General features: G+C 70.3%; 17 protein-coding genes. 13 read left to right on the top strand and 4 right to left on the bottom strand.

Translation table 11 applies throughout. From position 1 onward, the window contains the following. Window positions 1-61: 61 nt before the first annotated feature. From AC559T_RS22675 to AC559T_RS22660, 4 genes are read right to left on the bottom strand one after another with little or no spacing between them, the layout of a single operon-like run. Window positions 62-202, bottom strand: coding sequence for a hypothetical protein (locus AC559T_RS22675; RefSeq protein WP_498870038.1), 141 nt, complete (start codon window positions 200-202; stop codon window positions 62-64). Further along, window positions 199-717 carry a hypothetical protein gene (locus tag AC559T_RS22670; RefSeq protein ID WP_498870037.1) on the bottom strand — a complete coding sequence of 173 codons (519 nt, stop codon included), beginning with the start codon at window positions 715-717 and terminating at the stop codon, window positions 199-201. Before AC559T_RS22670 ends, AC559T_RS22675 begins: the two co-directional genes overlap by 4 nt. After that, window positions 718-1,443: a maleate cis-trans isomerase family protein gene (locus AC559T_RS22665; RefSeq protein WP_498870036.1), complete on the bottom strand. Its 726-nt coding sequence runs from the start codon at window positions 1,441-1,443 to the stop codon at window positions 718-720. Window position 1,444: 1 nt separating this feature from the next. Next, window positions 1,445-2,836 (bottom strand): FAD-dependent oxidoreductase, encoded by a 1,392-nt coding sequence (locus AC559T_RS22660; RefSeq protein WP_498870035.1) that lies wholly within the window; start codon window positions 2,834-2,836, stop codon window positions 1,445-1,447. On the opposite strand from AC559T_RS22660, the gene AC559T_RS22655 reads away from it, so the two are divergent. From AC559T_RS22655 to AC559T_RS22595, 13 genes are all read left to right on the top strand, one after another. Further along, a complete protein-coding gene (locus tag AC559T_RS22655; RefSeq protein WP_498870034.1) occupies window positions 2,763-4,199 on the top strand; it encodes a CaiB/BaiF CoA transferase family protein in 1,437 nt (478 codons plus the stop codon). The genes AC559T_RS22660 and AC559T_RS22655 overlap by 74 nt on opposite strands. Beyond that, on the top strand, window positions 4,189-4,974 hold the full coding sequence (locus AC559T_RS22650; protein ID WP_498870033.1) for an enoyl-CoA hydratase/isomerase family protein: 786 nt from the start codon (window positions 4,189-4,191) through the stop codon (window positions 4,972-4,974). The genes AC559T_RS22655 and AC559T_RS22650 overlap by 11 nt, the downstream gene beginning before the upstream one ends. After that, the gene (locus AC559T_RS22645) at window positions 4,971-6,170 is read left to right on the top strand and encodes an acyl-CoA dehydrogenase family protein (protein WP_498870032.1); all 1,200 of its coding nucleotides are present in this window, start codon (window positions 4,971-4,973) and stop codon (window positions 6,168-6,170) included. Before AC559T_RS22650 ends, AC559T_RS22645 begins: the two co-directional genes overlap by 4 nt. Further along, on the top strand, window positions 6,167-6,919 hold the full coding sequence (locus AC559T_RS22640; RefSeq protein WP_498870031.1) for an SDR family NAD(P)-dependent oxidoreductase: 753 nt from the start codon (window positions 6,167-6,169) through the stop codon (window positions 6,917-6,919). The genes AC559T_RS22645 and AC559T_RS22640 overlap by 4 nt, the downstream gene beginning before the upstream one ends. Before the next feature lie 45 nt (window positions 6,920-6,964). After that, the gene (locus AC559T_RS22635; protein ID WP_498870030.1) at window positions 6,965-7,840 is read left to right on the top strand and encodes a 3-hydroxyacyl-CoA dehydrogenase family protein; all 876 of its coding nucleotides are present in this window, start codon (window positions 6,965-6,967) and stop codon (window positions 7,838-7,840) included. A gap of 17 nt (window positions 7,841-7,857) precedes the next feature. Next, on the top strand, window positions 7,858-8,733 hold the full coding sequence (locus AC559T_RS22630) for a 3-hydroxyacyl-CoA dehydrogenase family protein (protein WP_498870029.1): 876 nt from the start codon (window positions 7,858-7,860) through the stop codon (window positions 8,731-8,733). Beyond that, complete coding sequence (locus AC559T_RS22625) at window positions 8,730-9,512, top strand: enoyl-CoA hydratase-related protein (protein WP_498870028.1); 783 nt, start codon at window positions 8,730-8,732, stop codon at window positions 9,510-9,512. Before AC559T_RS22630 ends, AC559T_RS22625 begins: the two co-directional genes overlap by 4 nt. After that, entirely contained in the window at window positions 9,509-10,429 is a 921-nt protein-coding gene (locus AC559T_RS22620; RefSeq protein ID WP_498870027.1) for an acyl-CoA dehydrogenase family protein, read from the top strand. Before AC559T_RS22625 ends, AC559T_RS22620 begins: the two co-directional genes overlap by 4 nt. Window positions 10,430-10,431: 2 nt before the next feature. Further along, complete coding sequence (locus tag AC559T_RS22615; protein ID WP_498870026.1) at window positions 10,432-12,063, top strand: AMP-binding protein; 1,632 nt, start codon at window positions 10,432-10,434, stop codon at window positions 12,061-12,063. After that, window positions 12,060-13,178 (top strand): CaiB/BaiF CoA transferase family protein, encoded by a 1,119-nt coding sequence (locus tag AC559T_RS22610; RefSeq protein ID WP_498870025.1) that lies wholly within the window; start codon window positions 12,060-12,062, stop codon window positions 13,176-13,178. Before AC559T_RS22615 ends, AC559T_RS22610 begins: the two co-directional genes overlap by 4 nt. Window positions 13,179-13,384: 206 nt before the next feature. Then, window positions 13,385-13,669 (top strand): flavin reductase family protein, encoded by a 285-nt coding sequence (locus AC559T_RS22605; protein WP_498870024.1) that lies wholly within the window; start codon window positions 13,385-13,387, stop codon window positions 13,667-13,669. Beyond that, complete coding sequence (locus tag AC559T_RS22600) at window positions 13,666-14,625, top strand: fumarylacetoacetate hydrolase family protein (protein WP_498870023.1); 960 nt, start codon at window positions 13,666-13,668, stop codon at window positions 14,623-14,625. Before AC559T_RS22605 ends, AC559T_RS22600 begins: the two co-directional genes overlap by 4 nt. A gap of 122 nt (window positions 14,626-14,747) precedes the next feature. Further along, entirely contained in the window at window positions 14,748-14,900 is a 153-nt protein-coding gene (locus tag AC559T_RS22595) for a hypothetical protein (RefSeq protein WP_498870022.1), read from the top strand. Window positions 14,901-15,368: the final 468 nt, after the last annotated feature.

Here is a 15,368-nt window from a genome sequence, read left to right as displayed (position 1 = left end):
ACGGGGACAACATCCCCGTGGACGAGGCGATGGACTCAGAGCCTGTCGGGTGGCCTGGTGCCTACCGAGTCCTCGACCGGGTCGAGCCGCGCCGGGCGGGCGTACCGGCGCCGACGACGAGGTTGAGCAGGGTGACCCGCTCGACCTCGTCGAACCCGACGACGCCGGCCTGGAGTCGCCGACGGGGAGCACCGGACGTCACGAGCTGTATCGCGCCCGCGAGGCCGGGCGGAACAGTCCCTCCTCGGTGCCTTCGGTGGCCGTGGGTTCCCCGGTGGTGCGGCCCAGCCCGAGAGCGACGAGCGACCCGTCCAGACCGGGCTGGACGCGGGTCCACTGCAGATCCGGGTTTGTGTCGACTGCTTCGGACGAAGTGACGAACACCGCCCGGAGCAGCTCGTCCTCCTTGGTGAGGAAGGTCTCCGGCTCGACGCCGTCGAACAGGTTCCGGGACCAGTCGATGATGTACGGACGCCAAGCGCCCCAGCCCCAGCCGGAGTTGTATTCCGGCGTCTTCAGCGCATCGGGCGATTCAAGCGCGTAGAGCGCCAGGAACTCGACGCCGTCGGTGGACCGGACGGCCGCGAACCGCTGGCCGGCCAGGAAGCCGGGCCGAGAGAGCAGCCAGTCCTGCTTCTCCCCGCTATACCACCGCTGCCAGGCGTCGCACTGCGCGGGATCGGAGAAGTTGCAGCGCACCACATACAGGCAGCTCATTTATGCGGCCTTCGCGCTGCCGGCGAGCAGGGAGCCGTAGCCGGCCACCGGGAACTCACCGAGTACCCGCAGCGCCGCCCACAGGCTGCTCTGTACGGCGCTGATCGCCGGTAGCTTCAGCCGGCGCTCCAGCGAGTCCAGGATGTCCACGGCCTTGAGCTGCGTGCAGGCGATGAAGACGGCGTCGGCGTCCTTGGTGTCGAGCTGGAGCGCGGCCTTCTCCAGGTCCTCGCTGGAGATGTCGGCATGCGAGTACATGTCGAGAATCTCCAGGCCCTTGAGGTCGACGACGTCCAGGCCCCCGGCCGTGAGGTACGTCCGCAGCCGTTCGTTGGTGGCCTGGACGTACGGCGTCAGCACCGCGACCTTCGTGGCGCCGACGGACTCCAGCGCCGAAGTCATCGCACTGGCCGTGGAGATGACCGGGCAGCCGATCGTCTCGGCGACGCCTGCTTCGAGCTCCGCCGTCCACTCCGCGCCATTGACGAAGCTCGCCGAGGTGCAGCCGAAGACCGCGACCTGCGGACGCGCGGGCGCGAGCAGCTCGGCGCTCTGCCGTGCGCTGCGTCCCATCTCCTCCAGGGCCTCGATCGTCCCCTCGGCCTCGGTCGGCACACGGGTCACGTGCACGCTGACGCCGTCGGGCGCCAAGCGGTGGAAGTCGTGCTCCATGGTGGTGTTGAGCGAGGGGACGAGCAGCCCGATCTTGCCGCGCCATCCGTACATGTCAGGACCTCCCACTGGTCGAGCCGGCCGGGAGCCGGCCGATGTCAGAAGCCGAGGCGATCGCCTCGGCGGCGATGAGACCGAACTCGATGGCCACCGCCAATCCGCCCAGGTAGCCGCCGTGCGGGCCACCGTGGACGCCGCCGACCGTGCTGCCGGTCGCGTACAGACCGGGAAGGGGCAGGCCGTCCGGCGTCAGGACCTTGGCGTCGGCGTCGATCCGCACGCCGCCCATCGTGAAGGTGATGCCGGGTACGACCCGGGCCGCGTGGAAGGGTGCCCGGGTGATCCGCTGGTGCTGCGGGTCGGCGTTGTGCGCCTCGACCGCGGCGACCAGGGCAGCTGCGGACAGGCCGAGTTCGTCGGCCAGTCCTTCGAGCGTGTCGGCCGCGCGGTGGTGGCCCCCGCGCTCGACGAGGTCAGGGTTGGGCACCGCGGTGTTGTACGGGTTGTCCTTGCCCGCGGTCTGCCAGAGTTCGTCGTCGAAGACCGCGGTGTAGCCGCGCGGGTCTTCGGACCGCGCGAGCAGCGTCACCAGCTCGACGCCCGTCGTCGCGGAGTGGTTGACCAGACGCCCGCTCCGCTCGATCAGCGCGGACTGCATGCACAGCTTGTCGAGGGCCGGATAGGGCCATAGCTCGTCGTTGGTGATGGCGTCGTACGAGACCATGTGGCCGTAGACCCGGCCGAGCCCGGCGGCGCCGGCGCCGGCAGCCATCAGCATCCGCAGCCCGTCGCCGGTCGCGGAACCCATCGCCCGGAGCGCGCAGAGGCCCGCGTTGGGGCCCACGTAGCGGCTGAGCATCTCCGCGTTGGCCTGGAAGCCGCCGTCGGCCACGATCACCGTGCGGGCCTCGACGCTCTGCTCGCGGCCGTCCCCGGACCGGTACGACACCGTCCACGAGTCTCCGTTGCGGACGAGACCGGTGGCCGCGGAGTCGAGGGAGATGGTGCCGCCCGCCGCGCGGAAATTCCGGTAGAGCGTGGTGATCATCTTGTCCGGCCCGAACTCCGGGCGGATCCGGCGGCCGGTTCCCGGCCGGTGCGGGTAGAGCGCGTGCTTCATGTAGACGGCATCGCCCTTCACCCGAGTCTCGACGCCCTGCCCGGCCAGCCAGGTCATCGAAGGGCCGGCCTGAGCCGCGAGGACGTCCGCGAGGGCGGGGTCGATCTCGCCGTCGGTCTCCGAATCGAGCTTGGCCCGCAGGGCGGCCGGAGCATCGTCCATGGCCGCCCACGCCAGGTGGATCAACCCACCGGAGATGCGAGCGTTGTTCAACCCGCCCTCGACGGCGCCCTTCTCGATCACCAGCGCGTCCATGCCAAGTTCTTGCAGCCTGCGGGCGGCGACCATACCGCCCAGGCCGCCACCCACCACGACGGAGTCAAACAACTCGCCACCCTCTTTTCGCGTCATCGAGCACCCGCAACACCGCGGCCACTCTCACTCGCGCTCGGGCCCGAGTCGACGCTCGCGTTCCACCCCACGAAACCGTCCGACGCGAGATCCGCTGTGCCGCTGGCCAGAACAACTTCCCCGTCAGCGTCATCCGCGGTCAGCAGACTCCGGCCGTGAGTTCATAAGAGCGGAGGCCTACGTGATCCAGCGTTCTGCTACCGGCCCCCTGGCGGGGTTGCGGGTCTTGGACATGACGACGTCCTACGCCGGACCGACCGCCGCGATGTACCTGGCCGATCTGGGCGCGGACGTCGTCAAGATCGAACGCCCGAGCGGCGACGACGCACGCGCCTGGGGTCCGCCGTTCCTCGGCGGGACCTCGGCGTGGTTCGCGTCGGCCAACCGCAACAAGCGGTCGGTCTCACTGGACATCGCCCGGCCCGACGGACGCGCGGCCCTCGACCTGCTCCTCGAGGGTGCCGACGTCTTCATCCAGAACGTCAACCCGGCGAAGCTCGGCAAGCTCGGCATCGACGGCGACACGCTGCGGCGGCGGTACCCCCGGCTGATCTATTGCTCGCTCTCCGGCTTCGGCCTCGACGGCCCGGACGCCGCGAGTCCCGGCTACGACCTGGTGGCGCAGGCCCGCTCGGGTCTGATGTCGGTCACCGGCGCCAAGGGCGGCACACCGCAACGGGTGTCGACGGCGCTGTCGGACATCGTCACCGGGATGTGCGCCGCGCTGGCCATCTCGGCCGCCGCCGTCCGGCAGCGGGAAACCGCCGAGGGCGACCTGATCGACGTCTCGCTGCTGGATTCCGACCTGGCGCTCATGGGCCCGCGGCTCGCCGCCTACCGGGCCGGCGAGCCGGAACCTGCGCCGAGCGGGGGAACCGACTCCGTGCTCGCGATGTACCAGGCGTTCGGCACCGCCGACCGCGAGTTGGTGATCGCGATCGGGAACGACGCGCTGTGGCGCCGATTCTGCGCCGTGGTCGGGCTGCCCGAGCTGGCCGAAGACCCGGCCCTGGCCGACAACGCCGGCCGGCGAGCACAGCGCGAACGCCTGGTCAAAGCGGTCTCGGTGGTGCTCGGCACGCGTCCGGCGCGGGAGTGGCTCGACCTGCTGGGTGCGGCGAAGATCCCGTGCTCGCTGGTGCAGCGCCTCTCGGAGGTGGTGGCCGACCCGCAGGTGGTGGCGCGGGGCAGCCTGCTGCCGGTACCCGGGCACGACGCCGCGGTCTCGATCAGGAGCCCGTTTAGGCTCGCGTCGATCCCGCAGCCACGCAACGAGCGCTTCCCCGAACTCGGCGAGCACACCCGTGAGGTACTGAGCGAGGCCGGCTATGAGTTCTGACGAGCTGGTGGTGGAGCGGGGGCGCGTCGCCGTCGTTCGGATCAACCGGCCGCAGGTGCACAACGCGCTGCACAGCGGCCTGGCCGCGAAGCTCGCCGAGGCGGTCACCGGCCTGGCGGACGACGGCGGGGTCCGTGCGATCGTCCTCACCGGCACCGGGGAGAAGGCGTTCAGCGCCGGCGCCGACCTCAACGAGCTCACCGGCCTGGACAACGCCGCGGCGACCCGGGTGCTGGCCGCCGGCCAAGCGGCGTTTCGGGCCGTCGAGCAGAGCGAAGTGCCGGTGATCGCGGCGGTCAACGGCCTGGCGCTGGGTGGCGGGTTCGAACTGGCCCTCGCCTGCTCATTCCCGGTGCTGGCGGAACGGGCTTCGCTCGGACTGCCGGAAACCGGTCTCGGCCTGATCCCGGGTTACGGCGGGACACAGCGCCTCGCCCGCGTCGCAGGCCCGGCAGTGGCCCGCTTCGTGGCGCTCACCGGTCGACGTGTCAAGGCCGGTCAGGCCCACCAGTGGGGCATCACACCCGTGCCACCGGTGCCGGGAGATCAGCTGCTGGAGTACGCGATCCAGCTCGCCACCGAGATCGCCGACCGAGGTCCGCGTGCCGCCGCGAAGGTGCTCCGGCTGATCGACCTCGCCGCCGACCAGACCCTCGATGGAGGACTGTCCATGGAGACCCGGCTCGCGGCCGACGCCGTCAGCTCCGCCGAGGGGGCCGAGGGCATCCGGGCCTTCACCGCTCGGGAGACGCCGAAGTTCGAGGCCCGACGATGAACCTGGATGACTGGGTCGACTTCTGGAACCGGCTCGACGAGCCCGCGGCCGACGCCCTGCTCGGCGCGCGCGAGCGCCAGGTCCGGGCCGAGATCCGCGACCTGGTCGGACGCGAGGTCGCCCCCCGCGCCCCCCGCGCCGACGCCGAGCACGACTTCGTCCACCAGAGCGTCCAGGCGCTGTGCGCGGCGGGGTGGGGCGGACTGCTGATCCCCGAGCGCCTGGGCGGCACCGACGACTCACACGTCTCCTACGCCCTCGCGGTCGAGGAGATCGCCGCGGGCTGCGGCGCGACCAGCCTCGTCTACATGACGCAGACGCACGCCGCGTACTCCATCCTGACCGCCGGCACGAAGGACCTCGCCGAGCGCTACGTACCGCGGCTCGCGTCCGGAGCGATCTACGGCTCGCTGGCGATCACCGAGCCGGACGCCGGCAGCGACGCCGCCGCGCTGCGCACCCGCGCGGTCGCCCGACCGGACGGCGGCTACGTCATCAACGGCTCGAAGACCTTCATCACCACCGGAGACCGCTCAGGCGTGATCATCTGCTTCGCCACCGTGGACCGAACGCTGGGGAACAAAGGCATCACCGCATTCGTGCTCCCGGGCGACACCCCCGGACTCCGGCGCGGGGCACCGCTGTCGAAGATGGGCATGCACGGCTCGACGACAGCCGAGTTGTTCTTCGACGACGTCGAGGTGCCCGCCGACCACCTGCTCGGCGCCGAACGCGAGGGCTGGGCGGTCCTCCTGCGCTCGGTGGTGAAGTCGCGGGTCAGCGCGGCGGCCCAGGGCGTCGGCCTGGCCCGCGCCGCATTCGGCCGAACGCATGCCGCGCTCCGGCAGATCCACGGCTCGGCGGTGCCCGACGACGCCCGGTTCGCGCTGGCCGGACTGCGCGCCCAGATCTTGCAGGGTCGGCTGCTGTTGCTCTCGATAGCACGGCAGATCGACGCGACCGGCACGGCCTCCACCGGCCAGGTCGCGATGATGAAGCAGAGCTGCACCGATCTCGGCTGGCTCGTCACGACCGAAGCCGTGCGGTTGCTCGGCCCCTACGGCGACCTGGTCGAGCTCGGCGTCGAACGCTGCCTGCGCGACGTCAAGGTGACCCAGATCTACGACGGCAGCAACGAGGTACAGCGGCTGCTGGTCGCCCGCGACACCGCCAAGCTATTGGAGAGTCCCGTATGACCTCGCTGGCCGGCAAGACCGCGATTGTCACCGGAGCGGGGCGCGGCCTCGGACGGGCCATGGCCGCCGCCCTGTGCGCGCGTGGCGCCAAGGTGACGGTTGCCGCCCGCACCGGCACGGAGCTGGACGCGTTCGTCGCCGAGCAGAAGGAGGCCGGGCGCGAAGCGCTGGCCTGCCCCACCGACGTGACCGACGTGGATTCGGTCGACGCGCTGATCGAGACCACCGTCGCGCACTTCGGCCGGCTCGACATCCTGGTCAACAACTCCGGGATCGTGGCCAGCACGCCGCTGCTCGACCAGGACCCCGACGAGTGGGACCGGATCATCGACACCAACCTGCGCGGCACCTACCTGGCGACCCGGGCGGCCGGCCGGCACCTGGTGCCGCAGCGCTCGGGCAAGGTCGTCAACATCGCGTCCAACTTCGCCTTCCAAGGCGTGACCGATCACGCGGCGTACAGCGCGTCGAAGGCGGGCGTCGTGGCGTTCACCCGGTCGATGGCCATCGAATGGGCCCGTTACGGCATCCAGGTCAACGCGCTGGCCCCCGGTTACTTCGCCACGCCGCTCAACGCCGAACTGCGGGCCGATGCCCAGGTGATGGACCGCGTGGTGCGCGCCATCCCGGCCCGTCGTTTCGGCGAGCCCGACGAGCTGGCGCCGTGGCTGTTGCTGCTGGCGGGCAGGGAGTCGGACTTCATGACCGGCGAGGTGATCGTCATCGACGGCGGGCAAATCGTCCGGTGACTCACAAAGGAGACAACGTCCGGTGACTTACAAGGGAGACAACGAATGAGTGACCACGTCGTCGCTGTCGTCGGCGCCGGGACGATGGGCTCCGGCATCGCCACCGTGGCCGCCCGCGCCGGCCACCGGACGATCGTTCACGACGTCGACCCCGGCCGCGTCGAGAACGGACTGGCGGCCGTGCGCGACTTCTTCGCCCGTAGCGTCGAGCTGGGCAAACTGTCCGAGGCCGACGGCGCCGCCGCCACGGAACGGGTCGAAGGGTCGGTCGACCTCGGCGACCTCGCCCCGGCCACCGTGGTCATCGAAGCGATCTTCGAGGATCTCGGCGCGAAGAAGGACCTCTTCGGCCGGCTGGACGCCGTGGTCTCGGACCGCACCCTGCTCCACACCAACACCTCGACACTGTCGGTGACCGGGATCGCCTCCGGGTCGAAGCTGCCCGAGCGGGTCGTCGGAACGCACTACTGCAACCCGGCGCCGTTGATGAAGCTGGTCGAGGTCGTCCCCGGCCGACACACCGCCGACTGGGCCCGGGACGCGACGCTGGACTTCCTGAAGTCCGTCGCGAAAACGTCGGTGATCACCAAGGACAGGCCCGGCTTCATCGTCAACCGGTTCCTGATCCCCTGGGAGAACAGCGTCATCGCCGCCCTGGACGCGGGGTTGGGCACCAAGGAATCCATCGACGCGGCCGTGACCGGCGCGCTCGGCCACCCGATGGGGCCGTTCCGGTTGCTGGACATCGTCGGCCTGGACATCCACCAGCAGGTCGCCATGCGGCTCTACGAACAGTTGCGCGACCCGCGGTTCTACCCGCCGCCCATGGTCGACCGCATGGTCGCGGCCGGCGACCTGGGCCGCAAAGTCGGCCGCGGCTTCTACGACTACGCCGACTCTCAGCAGCTGTTCGGCAGCTGAGTCCGATCCAGGAGTAGATGATGGACCCACAAATCAACCAGGTCGCAGTGCTCGGCATGGGCACCATGGGCGCCGGCATCGCCCAGCTCGTGGCGCAGTCGCGCTACGAGGTCACGGTGCTGGAAACGGACGAGGAACGCGCCACCGCCGGCACCGACCGGGTCCGCGCCTTCCTCGACACCGGCGTCGCCCGGGGAAAGGTCACCGAGGCCGCCCGCGACGAGACGCTTTCCCGGATTCGCACCACCACGTCCATCGCCGACCTGGCCGGCAGTGACCTCGTGATCGAGGCGGTCGTCGAGAACCGCGACGCCAAGCGGGAACTGTTCACCAGTGTCGCCGCGGTCGTCGGTGCACACAGCGTCCTGGTGACGAACACGTCCGCGCTGTCGGTGTCCGATCTGGCCGCCGCCGTTCCGGATCCGACCAGGTTCGGGGGGCTACACTTCTTCAACCCCGCCCCGCTGATGCGGGTGATCGAGGTGGTGCAGGCGCTACAGACTCCGGGGGCGCTGATCGAGCGGCTGACCGCCTTCGTCGAGTCGCTGGGCAAGACGCCGGTCGTGGTGAAAGACCGGCCGGGCTTCCTCGTGAACCACCTGCTGATGCCGTACCTGAACGACGTCATCCAGGAGTTCGACAACGAGCTGGCCTCCGCCGAGGACATCGACGTGGCCATCACGCTCGGCCTGGGCCACAAGCTCGGACCGCTGGAGCTGCTGGACCTGATCGGGCTCGACGTGCACCGCCACGCCACCGAGAGCGCGTACGAGGCCACGCGCGATCCGCGGTTCACGCCTCCTCCGCTGCTCCAGCAGATGGTCGTCGCCGGACGCCTGGGCAACAAGTGCGGCTCCGGTTTCCGCACCGGCATGGAAGGAAGTGACTCGTGAGCGAGGATTTCGAAGACATCCGCACCGAGCGGGTCGGCACGACGTTCGTTCTCACCCTCGACCGGCCCGAGTCGGGCAACAAGTTCCGGCACCAGACGTGCCTCGAGCTGTCCGCCGCGCTCCAGACCTTCCGGCTCGACCCGTCGCTGCGGGTGGCGGTGCTGACCGGCGCCGGCGACAAGTTCTTCTGCATCGGCGGTGAGCACGAGCCGGTCACCTCGCTGGACCAGTCGCAGGTGCTGCCGATCATCGATGTCTACCAGGCGATCGACACCATCGCGAAGCCGATCATCGCGGCCGTGAACGGCTTCGCTGTCGGCGGCGGGCAGGTGCTGCAGACCGTCTGCGACCTGTCGATCGCCTCGGAGAAGGCAGTGTTCCGTCAGGTCGGGCCGCTCGTCGGCAGCTTCGACGCCGGCTACGGCAGCTGGTACCTGGAGGACACGATCGGGCGCAAGCGGGCCAAGGAGATGTGGTATCTCAACCGGAAGTACAGCGCCGAGCAGGCGCTGGCCATGGGGTTGGTGAACGAGGTCGTGCCGGCCGAGCGGCTCCGCGAGCGGGCCCTGGAGGTCGCGGCCGAGATCGCCACCCGCAGCCCACTGGCCCTCGGCGCACTCAAGGCGGCGTTCTCGGCCCGCCACAACGGCGTCTCCGGCCAGGCCCGGATGGCGCACGACCAGCAGCTCAGCCTCTACCTGACCACCGCCGAGGCGCACGAGGCGGGTGCCGCGTTCGCCGACCGCCGGGCTCCCGACCCGGGGAAGTCCTGGACATGAGCGTTTCGACAGAGGTGGCCGACGTCGTCGAGGTCGTCGACAAGCTGGTCGCCGACGAGGGCGCACCGCGGCCCGGCACCGAGCAGGAGAGCGTCGCCCGGTTGCGGGCCCAGCTCGGCGAGCTGGGCCTGTGGACCGTGGACGGAGACGCGGTCGTCGCCGCGGCGGTCGTTCAGCGACTGGCGCACACCTGGGCCGCTCTCGCCTGGGCATCGGTGCAGGCGCAGGCGGCCCTGGCCGTGCTCGACGGGGCACCGCGCTGGGGCGACCTGCTCGATCAGCTCCACAGCGGGGCGGTCGGAGTGGCGGTCACCCCAACCGTGGACCGCGTCGACGCGGGCGCAGTCCATCCCTGGGTCATTGTGCTGGAACCCGACCGCGCCACGGTTCTCCCACCCGAGGCGACGACGTTCGAGCCACTACGCGCCACCGGACTGGCCGGCGGCTGCACCGGCCGGGTGTCCACACACGCCGCCGGTCATCCGATCGAGGGCGCGGACGTGAGCGCGGCGCGGACGATCCTCCGACTCGGCGCGGCGGCAGTGGCGTCCGGCTTGTCCGAAGCCGCCAACAACGCGGCACTGCGCTACTGCGGCGCCCGCCGGCAGTTCGGCGCCCCGCTCACCGACCTCGCCACCGTGCGCGACGCCCTCTACCTCGGCGCGCGAACGGCCGGATTGACCGAGGTCAGGAGCCTGTCGCCGGCCGAGGTCAAGCCAGGACACGCGGCGGCGCTGGCCGACGCGGCGTGCGAGGCCGCCGTCGCCGCGACCGCCGGCGCGGTGCAACTGCACGGCGGCTACGGCTACCTCGCCGAATACGGCATGGAACGGCTGCTGCGGGACGCCGTGTCGCTGCGCGCCGCCTGCGACGCCGCCGGCTGCCGTCGCTACGCGGCCGGCCTACTGAAGGGGTAAAGGTGAACACTTCCGTCATCACCGCCGAGGTGGCGGCGGAGTTCCGCGCCGCCGGCTACTGGCCGGGCCGCACGCTCCGGTCGCTGCTCTCCGATACCGCCGCCAAATACCCGGACCGGACAGCGGTGTGCGGTTACCGGGGCGGCGCCGAGCCGGTCCGCCGCACCTACGCCGAACTCGACGCCGACAGTTCCCGGGTGGCGTCCGGCTTGGCCTCCGTCGGCGTCGGACGCGGCGACGTGGTGGCGGTCATGCTGGCCAACCGCGTCGAGTACTCGACGCTGGCGTTCGCGATCAACGAGACGGGCGCCACGTACACCGGCATTCCGGTGGCCTACGGCGAGCTGCAGGCCCGGTCCATCCTGCAGCAGAGCGGCGCGCGGGTCCTCGTCGTGCAGGCCTCCTGGCACTCCACCGACCTGCTCGCGCTCTCCCGGACGCTGCGCGCCGCAGTGCCGACGCTGAACTCGGTGATCGTCGTCGACGACGCGGGGCGCGAACTGGTGGACGGCGAGATCCCCTGGTCGCGGCTGACGACTGCCCGCGACCGCGCCTTCGAGAGTCCGGACCCGACTGCGGCCTGCTACCTTGGCTTCACCTCGGGGACCACCGGCCCCCCCAAAGGCGCGATGCACTCGCACGAGACGCTGACCTACACGGCGCAAGCCCTCGCCGAGCACGTCGGCCCGGATCGGTTCGGTCAGCCGATGGTGCAACTCGTCGCCTCTCCCATGGGCCACCACACGGGCTACGCCTGGGGAATCCTGTTCAACACCTATCTGGCGGGCACCGCCGTGCTCGTCGAGCGGTGGGCTCCGGCGTGGGCGGCGGACGTCATCCGCGCCGAAGGGGTGACGGCGTTCTTCGGCGCGCCGACCTTCCTGCAGGATCTGCTGCGGACCGATCTGGCGGGAGACCGGAGCTGCCCGCTGAGCTGCCTCGTCGTCGCCGGCTCCACGGTGCCCCGGACGCTGCCGGCCCGGGCCGCCGCCGCGTTCGGGGCGTACACCGCGCCGGCCTGGGGCATGACCGAGTGCGGCATCCTCACGTCCTGCACCCCCCGCGAGGCCGACGGGATCCTGCACACGGATGGTTCGGCGTTCACCGGATCCGGTGTACGGGTCGTGGACAAGCAGCTACGCGACCTTCCCCCGGGCGTCGTCGGCGACCTCCTGATGCGCGGACCGGGCGTGACGATCGGCTACTTCAACCGGCCGGAGGCGACCGCGGAGGCTTTCACGGACGACCTGTGGTTCCGCACCGGTGACATCGCCTCGCTGGACGAGCACGGCTGGCTGACCATCCAAGGGCGGACCAGGGACATCATCATCCGCGGCGGGGAGAACATCCCGGTCACCGACGTCGAGACGCTCCTGTTCGAGCACCCCGACGTGCTCAACGCCGCGCTGGTCGCCTACCCGGACGAGCGGCTCGGCGAGCGCGTCTGCGCCGTGCTCTCTCTGGTGTCCGGCGCGAGCTTGGACTTGCCGCAGCTCTGCGCCTACCTCCTGGACGCCGGGCTGTCGAAGCACTACCTGCCGGAGCGGCTGATCCTGCTCGACGCCCTGCCCACCACGCAGAGCGGCAAGATCCAGAAGTTCCGGCTCCGTGAGCTCGCCTCGGAGCAGCCGTGAATCCGCTGGAGGGCCTGCGGGTCCTGGACCTGTCGACGCTGCTGCCCGGGCCGCTCGCGACGCTGATCCTCGCCGACGCCGGCGCCGACGTCGTGCGGATCGAGCGTCCACCGGCCGGTGACGAGATGCGCTCGTACGAGCCGCGGCTCGGCCCGACCAGCGCGAACTACGCCCTCCTCAACCGGGGCAAGCGGGCATTCGCCGCTGACCTCAAGGATCCGGCGACCCTGCGGAAGGTGCGGGGGATGGCCGCCGTCGCGGACATCGTCGTCGAGCAGTTCCGCCCCGGCGTGGCCCGTCGGCTGGGCCTGGGATACGACGACGTGCGCGCCCTGAACCCCACGGTCGTCTACTGTTCGATCACCGGCTACGGGCAGTCCTCGCCGCAGGCGTCCCGCGCCGGGCACGACCTGAACTACCTGGCCGAATCCGGTCTGCTGAACGTCGTCCGGGACAGCGCCGGCCATCCGCCTCTGCCGCCCTCCGTGCTCGCCGACATCGCCGGTGGCACCTACCCGGCCGTCCTGAACATCCTGTTGGCCCTGCACCAGCGCGAGCGCACCGGCAGCGGCGCGCACCTGGACGTCTCCATGGCGCACAACCTGCAGGTGCTGGCGTACGGGTACTTCGCGACCCATCAGGCCAGCAGGCAGTGGCCACGTCCCGGGGGCGAACTACTCACCGGCGGCAGCCCGCGCTACCGCATCTACCCCACCGCCGACGGCCGGCACCTGGCAGTCGCCGCGCTCGAGGAGCGGTTCTGGAGGCGGTTCCTGACGTTGGTCGGGGCCCCCGCGTACTGCGTCGACGACGAGGGGAAGGAGGCCGCCGTGATCAGCGTGATCGCCGAACTGGTGGCCGGGCGCAGCGCCGCCGAGTGGCACGCCGTCTTCGCCGACGAGGACGCGTGCACGAGCGTCGTCGCCACCTTCGACGAGGCCGTGGACACAAAGCTGGTGCGGATCGATTCGCCGCACCGGGTCGTCGGGGCGCAGGTCGACGTCGGCGCGCTGCACAGCCCGATCGCCGCCGCGCTCCGTCCGGCGGCCTCGGCGGCTGCGGTGCCCGAACTGCTGCCGGTGCCGGATACCGTCTGGCCGAGCAGTGCCGAGTGATGCGCGCGGCGCGGGTTCTTCGTTTCGGCACGGTCGACGACGTCGTGGTCGAGGTCGAAGGGCTGCCCGACACCGAGCCGGGATCGGCGAGCCAGTGATCGCCGTGCGGGCGGCCGGCCTCAACTGCGCCAGTCCTGGTCGTCGAGGGTGGTTACCAGTACCTGCCGGAGACCCGTTTCACGCCCGGCAAGGAGGCGGCGGGCACGGTGCTCGCCATCGGGCCGGGCGTCGAGCGCCTGTACCAGGAGACGTGGTGGTACAGCGGGCGCACGGTGGTCCGGCTGGGTGTGCGCAAGCTGCTCGACGACGCGATTGCCTGGCTCGACTGCGAGCTGGTCGAGGAACACGACGCCGGCGACCACACGATCGCGGTCGCGCGGGTGCTGGACCTCGCATCCGCGCAGGACGGACGGGCCCTGGTCTTCTTCCGAGGCCAGTACGGCCGGTTCGTACCGACCAATCTCGACCAACCTCGAAGGGAAAACGCGTGAAGCTCCTCTTCTTCAATGACTTCAAGCTGGGCGTATACGACGGCGACGCCGTCATCGACGTGAGCGGTGCCGTCGCGGACCTGGCCCCGGCGCACCCGCAGGAACTGCTGACGACCGTCATCACACGATGGTCGGAGTTCGAGGACAAGATCCGGCAGGTGGCCGAACAAGGTACCGGCGTCCCGCTGGACTCCGTCCGTGTCCGGCCGCCGGTCCCGCGGCCGCTGAACATCGACTGCATGGCACGCAACTACATGGAGGGCGCCACCGAGCGTCCCCCCATCAACGGTTTCCCCAAGACGCCCCACTCGATCGTGGGCCACGGCGACCGGATGGTGCTGCCCGACATCCCCGCGACGGTGTTCGAAGGGGAGGCCGAGCTCGCCGTCGTCATCGGGCGGCGGGCGCAGAACGTGTCCGTCGACGAGGCGCTGGACCACGTCTTCGGGTACACCAACCTCATCGACGGCTCTGCCCGAGGTATCCCGCCCCGGCAGAACGCCTTCTACCAGATGAAGTCCCGTGAGACCTTCTGCCCGATCGGCCCCTTCCTGGTGACCGCCGACGAGGTGCCGGATCCGCAGAACCTGCCGGTGCGCCTGTGGACCAACGGCACCCTGATGCAGGACTTCAACACCGACGACATGGCCTACAGCGTCGCCGAGTCGATCGCGTTCGTCTCCTCGCTGCACACCCTCGAACCCGGTGACCTGGTGGCCACCGGAACCACCCATGGCGGCCTGCACCCGCTCATGCACGGTGACGTCGTCGAACTCGAGGTCGGCGGTCTGGGACGACTGCGCATCAACGTGCACGACGACCTCAAGCGCACCTGGAAGCGCGAAACGCGCCACGACCGCGCCCTCGCGGGCCTCGACGGCACCGCACCGCAGCTGAGCGGCAAGTACACGCCAGAAACGGCCCAGGCCCGAAGTGCGCGTACTGCACGTCACTGACGTCTCCGGAGCCGCGGATGTGCGTCAGATCCTCCTCCCCTACCGCGACGCCAGGGACAAGGGGCCCTACGACGTCATCCCCGGCATCGGGCTTCTGGCTCGCCCGGCTTCGGACAGACGACATGCCCGCGCTTCCGACCCTCGGCTGCCACCTGGCCGTCGTACTGTCCGGTCGTATCGAGCTCTCCGTCAGGGGGAGGCCCACGAGTGAGCTGGAGCCCGGTGACGTCGTCTGCTTCGACATCGGCACTTCCGACGACGTCACACTCACGTGACCGGACGAGGCCTCCTCGTCGAGGAGGAAATCCAGAACCAGCGCCTCCGCTGCACCTGCTGGGGGATACCTGACCCAACCAGTGCTGAAGGGAGAGCCTTCTTGAGCCTTGTGGACCGTGATGTTGGTGATGGTTAGCGGTTGCTCTGAGCGGTTCTCTACAAGGATTTTCGCTCTGGTGGCTTTGAAGTCTGCGGCGCCTCGTTGGCGGAGTAGCCAGTACATCGGCCAGAGGTGCTGGCCAGACTGCCGGTGCTCCACTGGCGATTCCGGTGCCGGACCATATTGGCGCCCGCTACTGACCGGTACCCGGCGGGTGTCGTGCGAGACGGTGATCTGCCCCACCCAGATTCGCTTTGATGCCGGTGCCTTGACTGGGCGGCAGTCAGTTGGCTAGTCGCTGGTTGGTCAGGTTGGGGCGACTAGTGGGTGGGAGTGGCTCACGTGGTCAAGCAGGGCTGTCAGTTCT

The sequence above is a fragment of the Frankia sp. Hr75.2 genome, assembly GCF_949319125.1.
In the GTDB taxonomy this organism is placed as follows: domain Bacteria; phylum Actinomycetota; class Actinomycetes; order Frankiales; family Frankiaceae; genus Parafrankia; species Parafrankia soli.
The sequence above is the reverse complement of the archived record's forward strand: the minus strand, read 5'-3'. Positions and strand labels throughout refer to the sequence as shown.

Bases quoted from the DNA above. Each gene is read 5' to 3' on its own strand.
- AC559T_RS22595 (WP_498870022.1), top strand. From the start codon at position 14,748: ATGCCCGCGCTTCCGACCCTCGGCTGCCACCTGGCCGTCGTACTGTCC.
- AC559T_RS22630 (WP_498870029.1), top strand. From the start codon at position 7,858: ATGATGGACCCACAAATCAACCAGGTCGCAGTGCTCGGCATGGGCACC.
- AC559T_RS22640 (WP_498870031.1), top strand. From the start codon at position 6,167: ATGACCTCGCTGGCCGGCAAGACCGCGATTGTCACCGGAGCGGGGCGC.
- AC559T_RS22670 (WP_498870037.1), bottom strand. From the start codon at position 717: ATGAGCTGCCTGTATGTGGTGCGCTGCAACTTCTCCGATCCCGCGCAG.
- AC559T_RS22665 (WP_498870036.1), bottom strand. From the start codon at position 1,443: ATGTACGGATGGCGCGGCAAGATCGGGCTGCTCGTCCCCTCGCTCAAC.
- AC559T_RS22645 (WP_498870032.1), top strand. From the start codon at position 4,971: ATGAACCTGGATGACTGGGTCGACTTCTGGAACCGGCTCGACGAGCCC.
- AC559T_RS22635 (WP_498870030.1), top strand. From the start codon at position 6,965: ATGAGTGACCACGTCGTCGCTGTCGTCGGCGCCGGGACGATGGGCTCC.
- AC559T_RS22655 (WP_498870034.1), top strand. From the start codon at position 2,763: ATGCCAAGTTCTTGCAGCCTGCGGGCGGCGACCATACCGCCCAGGCCG.
- AC559T_RS22620 (WP_498870027.1), top strand. From the start codon at position 9,509: ATGAGCGTTTCGACAGAGGTGGCCGACGTCGTCGAGGTCGTCGACAAG.
- AC559T_RS22650 (WP_498870033.1), top strand. From the start codon at position 4,189: ATGAGTTCTGACGAGCTGGTGGTGGAGCGGGGGCGCGTCGCCGTCGTT.